Annotated in this window: 8 protein-coding genes; all 8 read right to left on the reverse strand. The window is 38.2% G+C overall.

Annotation, left to right across the window (positions count from 1 at the left end):
* Positions 1 to 14: 14 nt before the first annotated feature.
* A complete protein-coding gene (locus PMI13_RS12095) occupies positions 15 to 2,663 on the reverse strand; it encodes a T9SS-dependent M36 family metallopeptidase (RefSeq protein WP_051957048.1) in 2,649 nt (882 codons plus the stop codon).
* A gap of 369 nt (positions 2,664 to 3,032) precedes the next feature.
* The gene (locus PMI13_RS12100; protein ID WP_007844061.1) at positions 3,033 to 5,045 is read right to left on the reverse strand and encodes an FG-GAP-like repeat-containing protein; all 2,013 of its coding nucleotides are present in this window, start codon (positions 5,043 to 5,045) and stop codon (positions 3,033 to 3,035) included.
* A gap of 26 nt (positions 5,046 to 5,071) precedes the next feature.
* A complete protein-coding gene (locus PMI13_RS12105) occupies positions 5,072 to 6,166 on the reverse strand; it encodes a hypothetical protein (protein ID WP_007844062.1) in 1,095 nt (364 codons plus the stop codon).
* Positions 6,167 to 6,425: 259 nt separating this feature from the next.
* Positions 6,426 to 8,135 carry a C45 family autoproteolytic acyltransferase/hydolase gene (locus PMI13_RS12110; protein ID WP_007844063.1) on the reverse strand — a complete coding sequence of 570 codons (1,710 nt, stop codon included), beginning with the start codon at positions 8,133 to 8,135 and terminating at the stop codon, positions 6,426 to 6,428.
* Positions 8,122 to 9,660 carry a phytoene desaturase family protein gene (locus PMI13_RS12115; protein ID WP_007844064.1) on the reverse strand — a complete coding sequence of 513 codons (1,539 nt, stop codon included), beginning with the start codon at positions 9,658 to 9,660 and terminating at the stop codon, positions 8,122 to 8,124. The genes PMI13_RS12110 and PMI13_RS12115 overlap by 14 nt, the downstream gene beginning before the upstream one ends.
* A gap of 185 nt (positions 9,661 to 9,845) precedes the next feature.
* A complete protein-coding gene (locus PMI13_RS12120; protein WP_007844065.1) occupies positions 9,846 to 10,730 on the reverse strand; it encodes an LpxL/LpxP family acyltransferase in 885 nt (294 codons plus the stop codon).
* A 114-nt stretch (positions 10,731 to 10,844) separates the two neighbouring features.
* A complete protein-coding gene (locus tag PMI13_RS12125) occupies positions 10,845 to 11,099 on the reverse strand; it encodes an acyl carrier protein (RefSeq protein WP_007844066.1) in 255 nt (84 codons plus the stop codon).
* 4 nt (positions 11,100 to 11,103) lie between these two features.
* The gene (locus tag PMI13_RS12130; RefSeq protein ID WP_007844067.1) at positions 11,104 to 12,324 is read right to left on the reverse strand and encodes a beta-ketoacyl-[acyl-carrier-protein] synthase family protein; all 1,221 of its coding nucleotides are present in this window, start codon (positions 12,322 to 12,324) and stop codon (positions 11,104 to 11,106) included.
* Between the last annotated feature and the right edge of the window lie 53 nt (positions 12,325 to 12,377).

Consider the following 12,377-nt stretch of genomic DNA (forward strand, 5'->3'; position numbering starts at 1 on the left):
ACCATCTTTATTTTTTATTTTGAAACAATAATTTTCTGGCTGTAATCAATATTGTTACCACTGATTTTTACCATATAGCCTCCATTCAGAAGTTTGTTGACATTAATTGTAGTTTGTTTATTAAGATTAATCCTGTCTGTAGAAACTAATTTCCCTGTAAAGTCATAAATTGAAACCGTAGTAATTCCTGAAAAATCCTGCCCTGCCGGAACCTTAATTGTAAATTCTGTTTTTACAGGGTTGGGATAAATGGATATTCCCTTGGTTTTGGAAATATCGTTTACAGCTAACAAAGTATTGCATTCTGCAGGGACGGTAAAGTCTTCCACCTGATCGCTTAAATCGGGAGCAGGATGATCAGCTCCGGGATACTGGCCGTTCAGACCACCAGGAGCAGCATTAACCCCCAGACCTCTTTTAGCAAAAACCTTCCAGATCATGCATTTATCTACTCCGCCTGTTTTTGCCTGGTCTGCAGCTAAAATGGCATCTCTTCCCTGTATAAAGCTAGGGTTGCACGGCTGCAGTTTAAGAGCATCAGTTACCAATTGTAGAACCCTTGCACTTCCGCTGTCCGGAGCTGCCAGCACATTGCTGTTGTAACCATATTTCTCTACGTATTTCCAGTTAAGGTCCCAGAGCATCGTGCACCATATAAATCCTATACTATGGACAGCAGGTATGGTCATAATGCCAAAAATCCCGGTATCAAAGTTCACCTTCATTCCGTTAGTTTTTCCATAGGTATAGTCATTAATTGCAAAATCAGGAGAATATTTCGCAAGTCTCATCCCTGTCCCATTAGTTGGCTGATCAGTAGCAAATGTAGCCATTCCCCTGGGAACAGAGGCATTGTCTCCAGGCCTGTTTGTCAGCATCAGGGCAAAGAAATCAGACCATCCTTCCCCCATCTGTTCATTGGAGGCTCCGGCATTTAGACAGTTACTTCCGGTACCTGTCATACGGTTGGTGATACCGTGCCCGTATTCATGAACAATAATACCGTTGTCCAGACTTCCGTCTTTATATATATAATTTGCTTTGTCATATTTTAGCGTTGCATTAATAACTGCACCATTGCTTATCTCACTAACAAGGAAAGCCCCTTCACTATTTTCAATTAATACAGCCGGTATTGTAATAGAGGTATCCGCTCCGCCCATTGTTCCAAAATTTGCAGATGTGGGTGTGTTGTAAATGACAGCTCCTACAGCTCCTTTCAACTGTGCGTTCTTAACCTTAGCTGTGAAATTACATGCTCCTCTTTGTATTACGGCAATTTTCCCGGTCAGGTCTTCCAAAATAGAACTACATCCATCTGCCGGCGTTGTAAGGGCAAGATTACCAGTTTTAGGGGGATTGCCGTCTAATTCATAGCCAAATTCTGCAGACTTTCCTGCCGGGGTCCTACCTGTGTAGCCTGACGGTGAATTATAAAAAAGCATCTGCATAGTGCTCGGTTCAAACAGAAACATCTGCATTCTAGGGGCAGTTCCATCAGAAAGTGAATAGAAATTGGCATTGTTGTACGCTCTGCCGTCCCGGGCTTCAGCCAGTACCTCATCATTTCCTGATCCGCCGTTGCTGAAATTATTTTTCTGAAAATTCCGGGCAGTCTCAGTAAACCCCAATTTATAAAATACATCATGCATTTTATTGTTAACATAGAATAAATTGGTTACAGCTGCAGAGGTATAGTTACTCACCGGCAACGTTACGTCCATTGGAAAATCAAAAGACCTCGCAACTCCCCCATCCGGAGAAAACTGCGGGGTGTTTGTGTTATTTTCGTCAGTGTAGGCAAAGACATTATTTCCTCTTGTATTGGTATAGTGAGTGGTTCCGTCAAAATGCCATCCTTCGGGGGAAGCCGCCAGGTCCCAAGGGTTAGTGAGCAAAGCTCTGTTCCCAAATGTAGGTGCTTCTACAGGAAAAGGCAAAATATTATAAGAGGCATTGTCAGGGGTAGTCAGGACAAAATTTTTGTTCTGGTTATTTTCAACGCCCATATAAGCCGGCAATACGGAAGGCCGGATATCCTGCCCTGTATGAGAATGCCCGTAAGCATCAGGGTAAAAATTGCAGGAAAGCGTAAGGTTTTCCTGATACAAAACTGAACCGTCATCTGTACTGATAATAACACTCCAGAAATTACCGGTTTCCTTTTCCTCAATATTGAAACGATATCCCAGAGTCAATGTGTTATTTTTCGCAAAATACACTACCTCTGATTTTATAGGCCCCTCTTTCCCTTCGCTGTTTTTAGCTGTAGGTAATCCATTCAATTTTTTAACAGCTTCTACTACCAAGGCATCTTTTCCTGCATTCTGCTTTCCTTTAACACTGGAAGGGTATGTTTTAATAAATGTATCTGCAAAATTCAGAACTTTATTTTCCCTGATCAGGGCATTTGCCGAGCTTCCAAAAACAGGAATCCCGTTGATGGTCTGTTGTATTCCCACAACTTCACCTTTTAAACTTGCAGACGGATCCACATTTACTATTCTGAATGTTTTCAGGTCTGCACTTAATTTTTGAAGCGGCCCTTTCGCAGTATTCATATAGCCGCTTATGATCTCTTCATACTTCTGGGCAGAAACCACTCCAAAATAAGGTAGGGAAGAAAGAAGAACAATTTTAACAGTAAGTTTAACTTTCATCATAATGTTTTAGTATTTAGATAATAAATATACAATTTTAGTAAAAATAAATGCAATAAATACAATAAAATAATATCAAATTAATAATTTAAACTCATTAAATCGTTATGATGTGTTTTTTTATTTTTAACCGATAAATCAATGTATTTTTTTCATATAAATTCAAATTATTTTTTTTTATGCCGTCTTATAATTTTAAAATAATCTTCTTTCTTTTAACATTTTGCCAACCTAAAACCGGAGCAAATAAAAATTTCAGGAATGAAATCAAATAATTATGAGATTCAGTCCTGAAAAAATTTAGCTGATAAAAAAACTGCAAAGCCTTTCGACTTTGCAGCATTGGTTATATCAATTAATTGGTTGTCAGCTTTATTTTTTAGTTATTTTCTGCGAATATGTTTTTCCATTTTTATCTGTTACCACTAATACATATATTCCGGAATTTAATGATTTAACAGATATTGAATTTCTCTCCACTTTGGCCTGTAATGCCAGTCTTCCGCTTGTTTCGTACAATTTTGAATCAACAGGTATAAAATCCTGCATTGGTTTGAAATTGATTATATCATTCACCGGGTTCGGATAGATCGTAAATAATTCTTCAGGACTTTGAACATCATGTACACCTAAAGTTGAGCCTTCCAAAACAAATATTGTTGTATTGGGAGTTACATTATTAATAACATCCACTACCCCTGAAGGCCATCTTACAATTACTTTGGTGATCTCCGTAGCCTGACCTATTCCGAAATGAGCATTTAGTGTATTCATATTTCTGAATCCCACACCACTCTGTACATCCCGGATCTGTTTTCCCCAGGCTCCATAGATTTCTACTCTTGTTCCGATTCCGTTTCTGTTACTTTGAGTTCCCTGTAGGGTTACTTTTAGCCATTTATTGGTATTCCCGTTATTCATCATGATGGTGTTCCCATTCTGAATATCTAAGAAACCGTCATTATTCAGATCCCCGATTGGCCTGTTGTTGAAATTCAAAGTATAGGTATTGGCATTTGGGGTGAACTTAAAGGTTCCGTCACCAAACATAATTGTATTTCCGGCTCCCAATACATCAAGGAATCCGTCATTATCAAAATCATAAGCCACATATTCCCTGCTTAAGCTATTCGTTGTATCATAACCTGAACCTGCGCTTACATCGGTGAAAGTTCCATCGCCATTGTTTTTCATTACCTTACTCAATCCGTTAGATATGGAATTGATTCCAACTACAGCATCCATCCATCCGTCATTATTAAAATCTCCCCATGCCGCAGACCACGTTTGAACCGGATTTGCCATATTGGTTGTAGAAGCTACATTTGTGAAAGTTCCATTACCATTGTTCCGGTGGAGCTCGTCAATATTTCCTCCCGGCCCTGACCCGCCGCCACTGCACTTGGCAATAAACAGATCCTGATCTCCGTCATTATCGTAATCCATCCATATAGAACCGTAATTTCCACCCGAAGGGAAATCCCCTAATCCTCCCTGGTTATGGTTCATATTGGTTCCGTCATTGATATAAAATCTGTTCGGAGCATTATCATCACATACAAAAGCATCCAATTTTCCGTCATTATTAATATCGATAAAATTGGTACGCTGGGTAAGATATGACTGAGGCTTTCTGTCGGATGTAAAACCTGTTCCGTTAGCATTGGCTTTTACAAAAGTTACTCCACTGCTTGAGCCGTAGATAAGGTCATTAAACCCGTTATTGTCATAGTCTCCCGCAGCGATACTCCAGCTTGGGGTTATGACGGTATTGGGTACCGTATAGGTTATATTATTAAATCCACCTCCTGACTGCTGATACGAGATAACGATCTGTGTAGCATTTACTACAGAAACAATGTCATCCAGATAATCTCCGTTCATATCCACCACACAATGATTCATATTTCCGGCAACAGTGACCGGTGTCGGAGTAAAAGAAAGCCTGTCGGGTACAGCTATCGTTTCGGTAACTGTAAAGTTAAATCCTGAGCTTGACCATCTGTTATCAAAGGCTATATAATAAGTAGTTCCGGCAGTTCCGGCAAAGGTAACCAGTGCGGATGTCCCCGAAAAGTCATCGTTGGAAGCAAGACAGTTTAATGCTCCGCAAGTTCCTTTGTATACCATGACACGTGTATCAATATTCTGTCCTCCAACGACCGTAGAAACGGTGATGTTTGCATCTTGAGTAGCAGTATATTTATACCATAATCCTGCTGAGCCGGCAGTTCCTAAACCACATGTCGCAGTGGGAGCAGTTCCCGTAACCGGCGGTGCGGTATGGGTTCCTTGTGTGAGATCTATGGCAGAGGCACACGTCAATTGGGCAAATCCCCATGCTATATTAAATAATACAACAAAAAAGGATAAATTTTTTCTCATGTTTTCTTCAATTTGATTATATAAAGTTATGGACAGGATTGATTCAGAGAATTAATCCATTGTTGCAGCAGGGCAACACCTTCATCATGCACTACTGTTCTTCCCAATAAAGGCATTCTGTTGCTTTCATCTACGGAATTAAGCCTGAAGTTCATGACCGATTTATTATGATTTCCCGGGGTTATAATTTTTTCTAATGATTGATCTATAGGCTCATCTGCATTGACGCAAACTCCCATATTGGCAAGATCGGCTGTCTGGCTAAAGCTTAATCTTATCGCCCGGTAATCACATCGTGCATTTTGCTGATGACAATGGGCACAGTTGATATCCAGATACGACCGTAACCGAATATCTACAGGTTTACTGGTATCTCTGTAGTTTACGGTAGAAACGATATTGGATGGATAGCTTACCAGATAACCTTCATCTACTAATTTTTGCAGCTGATTTTTAATTCCTCCGGAATAGGGGTAACCTGTATTCAGGTTCTGAGGTTTTACGCCGATGGGTACAGGTTTGTTGTTGAGTTTATGACAGGCAAAACATTCTGATTCTGACGGTATTCTGTAATCTGTTGTAATCACATTATTATTCTCTTTTTTGAAGGTGATATTCTTAGAGCTTCCGCTTGTAAAATCAGTTCCTGTTATTAAATTTGCTTCCGTCTGATCGTCATTCCACAGGTATTCCGCAAATATCCATCCGCTGGATTTTCTGATCATCAGGCGGGTTTCAATAATTTTAGTGGTATTATTCGGCTGTATGGTTGTATAATAGAAGCTCTTTATTAACACAGTCCCTACAGGGAAATTCAATGTTTTATCATCTGCATCATAAGTAGCTTTGGTACCTTCAGGCATCCAGACAAACCTTTTTTTAGAGGCATAATCTGTAAATAATGAGCTGGCAGGCTCATAAGGAATCACTTTGCTTGATGGGGTCAGGTTTTTCAATTCTCCTGTAAAAAAAGAATAGGTAGATAATTTAGTATAAGGAACAGCATTAATATCAAAATTAACGAAAGAACTTTCAACTTTTACGCCTTCTATTTTCTCGTCATCCTTACAGGAAAACAGCATTAAAAAACATAAAGCAGTTAAAAAATAGATTTTTATCATTCAGTGGGTATTAGCGAAACGAATATAAATAATTATTCAATACTTAACAAAATATTTTAACAAACAATAGATTAAATAATTAAAAATATCAAAACAAATAAATCATATCGATACAAATCCCATAAATAAACATAAGAAACTGTTCAAAAAACAACAAAATTGAATTAATGAAAATTAAACATCAAAATACTAATTTTAATGTTTATTGTAAGAATAAAAATTTTTGGAATCTAAATGAGAAAAAGACAGAAAGTCTTTATTAATCTAAATGTTTCTGCGTTTTTTTCAGATACTTTTCAACAGCTTTTTTATCAGGAACAGTTGTGATTTCCTTAGTCAGTGCTTTTTTAAACTCTGCTTCAGCTTTCTGATATTCTTTTCTGCTGAAATAATATTTTCCCGCCTGATAATACACCAACCAGAAATCAGGATTCAGAGACTGATAGTAAGGTATAAAATCATCTGTAAAAGCCATCCCTTTTACATTGTCAATGGCTTCATTTACTTCCGAGCTCATTATTTTATACTGCTCATAATTTTCAAATTCTTCAGAGTCTGCGAAAGGATCTTTGGCGATATTCAGTTGTGATGTAGCCAGTTCACCGGCTTTCAACCGCTGGTCAGAGAAAATCTTATTTAAATCATAGCATACGAATTCACCAAGCTGATATGGGTTAGAAGATACCCAGACCAACTTTTTCTCCGGAGAAAATATAACTGCATGATGCGCTAAAAGCTGATTGATCGCTTTTTCATTTCCATAGCCTATTTTTTCACCCTTCAGCCCTGACCTGTCCCTTAAAATGGCAGCCATTTTTTCAGGATTCAGTTTTTTATTTTCTTCCAAAAGCTCCTGAAGTTTTTCGTAACGATATTCAGAATGGCTTTCCAGAATATGTTTCTTATTTTTTTTATCATCTTTATAAGCCTCTGACTGAAAATGATTGGTACAAAAAACCCGGCTTGAATTCTGTACTTTATAAACTCCGAAGTTCTTTGGTGAAACTTCAATAATAACAGCATTTTTATCATTTGCACTTCCTACCAGAATCGACTCCGAAACAAAAACTTTCCGTTTTTCTGCGATGGCAATTGCTTCATCAATATTTTTCGCATATTGCAGAATTTCCCTTGTCACCAGAGAAATCGGTGTTTTTGCAGTCAATGGGATTTTAGATTTCCCGGCATTAATGGTAACGGTAATTCCTTCCTTATTCATCCCGGATACCACCCCTATCATTCCCGGCCAGCTTACTGACATATAGGGAATTCCCCGGTCCGGCTCTATAAATTCTACCAGCTTATTTTTTGCAAACTCATCTCCCACATAAAAATCAAAATTTCTTCCGATCAATAAATCCCCGTCTTCCGTATTATCGTTCCAGACTGCTAAAGAAGTACACCCTACCATGGCAAGATCCTGCATCGCGTGCCCTATATCATGTGCCCCGTGCAGGTATAAACTTCTTAAATATTTCGGGGCGATGAAATTATATTTATCCGATGAATACTGTGACAAACCATATAATTCAGCCTGATAATCTTCCCTTACATTCAGATACATTTTCCGGTTATACCATTTCAGAAAACCGCGCAACAGTTTCTGCTTAAATTTTGAGGGAACAAATCCTTCCACTTTGGAAAAGAAAATCTCTTCCTGCTTCTGCATTAAATTCTGAGTCAGGGCTCCGTTATTATAGCCCAGCTGAAGTGGGTTTCCTTTCATATAAAGTTCCCAGAGCTGCTGCTTATTCTTGGTTAAATAATTTTGTTTATACGTAAAAGTTGAATCATTGATGGTATTGATCTTCGGAACTTCTAAAGAATACTGCTTTACATCCGGAATGTGACGAACCGATTTTCTGATTCCACAAGAGGCAAGGCTGAGGGTAAGGAAAAGGCTGAAAAAAGCCAGGGACAAACACTTTGCTTTATTCTGAATGACAAACGGGCTACTATTTTTCTTCATTGTTCTTTTTAATCATTTCTGCCAGACGTTTATTGATCAGCTCTTTTCCCAAAATCTCTGCACATGTACTGAAAGCACCGATTGTACAACCCAGAATTCCGTGCATATTAACCGATTGCCCTGTCAAAAACAGGTTGTTAATTTTAGTTTTGGGTGAAACCATTGTTTTCAATGGGTTTTCAGAGCTTTTGTTATAGCCGTACATATTCCCTTCAAAACTTCCGATATAATCACGGTAAGATAATGGTGAAGAGGTATATACGTTCCTGATTGATTTTCTCAGATCCGGAATTTTCTTTTCCAAAGCATCAATCATTTTATCTGCTTTTTCTTGTTTAAACCTTTCGTATTCCTTTCCTCTCTCGTGCTCATCAGCAACAGTATTCACCGTATTTTCCCAGGCTTTAACCTCGTCAAAATCCATATAGGAAATGGCAGTCAGACTTTCCGCAAATCCGGGATGATGTCTGGAAGGGGTAGAAGAGAGCATATATGTTTCCGGCCAGTTTTCTTTCTGATAGCGGTGCGCGTTCCATACCAGGTTTTCAGAGGAATAATGATAGATATTATAATTGAATCCCGCAATACTGCCCGGTTTTAATACCAGATAAACACTAAAACAGGATGAAACAGGTTCCCAGCTCAGTACCCTGTTGAGAAAAGATTTTTTCAGTCTTTCTTCTCCTATCAGCCGGACAACAGAACGAATTTCTATATTGGAAATAAATTGCTTTGCAGTATATTCTTTGCCGGATTTTGTTCTAACGGAGGTCAGCGCTTCATTTTCATTAAAAAGCATTTCAGAAACCTCAGAGTGCTTATGCACATCTGCCCCATATTCCCGTAGTTTCCGGATCAGTAGTTTTGAAATCCGGCTTCCTCCTTTTACACATTTATAAGCACTCTGTATATAAGAATTCACTGTCAGTGCATGCACATAAAAAGGAATATTTTCAGAATCCCCGGCATAAAGAAAATTCGAGCCCAATAAAACCGACTGCAGTTTTTTATCTGAGGTAACAGATTCTATAAACCTTCTGGTATTAAGGTGTAAAATTTCTTCGTTATAATTGTCTTTTCCGATCAGATTGTATCTCGGAAACTGGCTGCATACATATTGGATTTCTTCACAATATCTTTCCAGGTTATCTTTTTCAGCAGGAAAAAACCGGGTAAGCTGTGAAACAAAATTTTCATAACCCTGAGCGTGGAGATATTCTATTTCATCTCCATCAAACGAAATTCTATCAAAACCGTTTTCATCCATTTTCTCAATTTCCAGGTCATCTATGATCTCCAGGTAAGAAAAATACTGATGCAGATTCTGCCCTTTGGAAAGCCCGCCAAGATAATGAACACCGGTATCAAAAATCAGTTTATCCCGTGAAAAGGTCTGTAAATTACCACCATATTGATTGTTTTTCTCCAGGACACATACTTTTAAGCCTTCTTTAGCCAAAATCAGAGCTGAAACAAGGCCTCCCAATCCGCTGCCGATTACAAGTATGTCGTATTCTTTTTTCAAAGGAGAAATAGATATTAGGGGATGAAGATATGATTTTAACGCAAAGTCCGCAAAGATTCAAATACTAAATGCTTCTTTAAGGGTACAAAGGACCGGCATTCAGCAAAGTAAACCTAATGATCTTAGCTTTCAACACATCTTGATGGTTTGAGTTTGTTATTGTTTTCGGGGTAAAATTAGAAAAATTAATCAATATCGTCCCAAAAATCGAAATAATTGAACCATTGAAGGGGATATTTTTTCAGCATAGATTCCAGATTCTGCACATAAGAGTTCAGAAGTCCCTGTGCATCACGTTTTTTTACGTTCTGAGCTACCCTTGCATACAAATGATAATGAAGGTTGGTTTCTTTCATTACGTAAACATATACTACGGGGACTCCAAGCCTGGAAGCAATCAGGAAAGGGCCTGCCGGAAATTTGGCATTTTTTCCCAGCAGCTCCGTTTCCAGATATTTTGAGCCTTCAAAATAGCGGTCGCCTGTGAAGCAAATCAGTTCGTTATTGGATAAAGCTTTATTGATATCGAAAATGTGCGACATATCTTCTTTCACGTAGATAAATTTGATATTGCTTTTTTTAACAGTAACACTGTCAAGGTATTCTTTAATTACCGTCACCTCCTGATCTGTTGTTACAAGATTGATCTGGCAATCAAAATCAATATCGGCAAAAAAATGTTCTGCAATTTCAAAGTTTCCGATATGGGCACTGATTAAAACACCCCCCCTTTTTTCGTTTAGCAGGTCTTTAAGGTTTTCAACCCCATCGAATTCATAGGTAAAACGGTCTCTCAGCCCTACCGAGATTGCGGTTTTATCAATCAGTACTTTTCCAAAACCGAAATAACTTCTGAATACCGAAATTTTTGCTTTCCAGAAGCCGTAATTTAATCTTTTGCGGAAATAATAAAAAATGTACTGATTGCTTTTTTTCAGAAATAAAAAGTAGTAGCTTGCTACAAAATACAGTACAAAGTAAGAACTTCTGATTCCGATATTTCTAATGCACCAGACAAATATTTTATATCCTAATATGGTCCCTTTAGACTTACCCTTCCACTTGTTCATAATTGTAGTTTACCAATCTATCAGTATACCAGTGTAATAATGAATTAAATTATTGTTACACTGGTACACTGTTCTATTGTTACATTATTAAAAGAATAAAGTTTTAATCAATAATTATGCGTTTTTGTTAGCAATTTTATTTTCAATCGTTGTATAAAAATCATCAAATGTGATCATTTTTTTAAAATCAGCTTCTCCTAATTTCACGCCGAAATTAGATTCAATAATTACAACCATGTCAATATAATCCAGGCTATCTAATCCTAAAGTGGTTTTAAGGTTGGCTTCATTGCTTATTTCATCACCATCCACTTCAAATTCGTTAACTAAAAAATCATTAACAATGGCAACAATTTTTTCTCTTTCCATGTTTTTAATCAAACTTTTTAACAATTAATGCGGAATTGGTTCCCCCAAATCCGAAAGAATTCGACAAAAATACGTCAATTTTTTGACTTTTTGTTTCAGCGACCAAATTTATCCTTTTCGCCTCTTCATCAGGGTTTTCCAGGTTGATATTCGGAGCCACGAAATCATTCTGCATCATCAGGACAGAATAAATCACCTCACTTGCTCCTGCCATCCAGCATTCATGCCCTGTCATTGATTTCGTAGAGCTCACCGGAACTTCACTGCCAAAGATTTCAAAAATAGCCTTGGCTTCATTAGAATCACCAATCGGTGTGGAAGTCGCATGGGCATTAATATAATCTATATCTTTTGCGGTTAAGCCAGACTGTTTCAAAGCTCTGTCCATTGCTAAGGCCGGTCCGTCAACATTCGGTGTGGAAATATGCCCGCCATTGGAAGAAAAGCCATAACCTATAATTTCCGCTAAAATCGGCGCTCCTCTTCTTTGTGCAGATTCCAGGCTTTCAACAATTAGGGTCGCTGCACCTCCACTTGGAATCAATCCGTCTCTTCCGGAGTCAAAAGGTCTCGATGCTTTTTCCGGCTGATCTTCTCTTACTGAAAAAACGCCCAGTCCATCGAAGCTTGCCATAGAAAATTTATTGGTTTCCTGAGCCCCGCCACAGATAATCATATCCTGAAGACCGTTTTTAATCATCATATGAGCTAGTCCTAAAGAATGAGATCCACTCGCACACGCTGCACTGATGGTAAGATTGATCCCTTTCAGGCTGAATATGGTTGAAAGGTTCATGGTAACGGTAGAGTTCATCGATTTAAAAATCGCACCCGAGCCCATCAATGTTGTATCTTTTTTTTCTCTCGCAATATCAATTGCTTCAACGACTGCCTGAGAGACACTGTCGTTTCCATATAAAATACCCACTTCATGGGCCTCCAGAAAATCCTGTCCGATCTGCGCCTGCTTCAAGGCATCTATGGTAGCAAGGTAAGCATATTCGCTTTCTTCCCCCATGCTTACACGTTGTCTTCTGTTGAGCAAACCTTTTAAATCAGGTTTTGGGACACGTCCCGTTAAGCCCGATCTGTAGCCGAACTCTTTTCTTTCTTCATCCAGAACAATTCCAGATTTTCCTTGATACAGGGAATCTTTCACCTCTTCCAGAGAGGTTCCGATGCAGGAATAAATTCCCATTCCGGTAATTACTACCCTATTTTCCATTTTTTTATTAATTTAACAATGTAACAATAGTATTAAAGCTAAACCAGCATTGT

It is taken from the genome of Chryseobacterium populi, from assembly GCF_000282115.1.
GTDB classification, from domain to species: Bacteria; Bacteroidota; Bacteroidia; order Flavobacteriales; family Weeksellaceae; genus Chryseobacterium; species Chryseobacterium populi.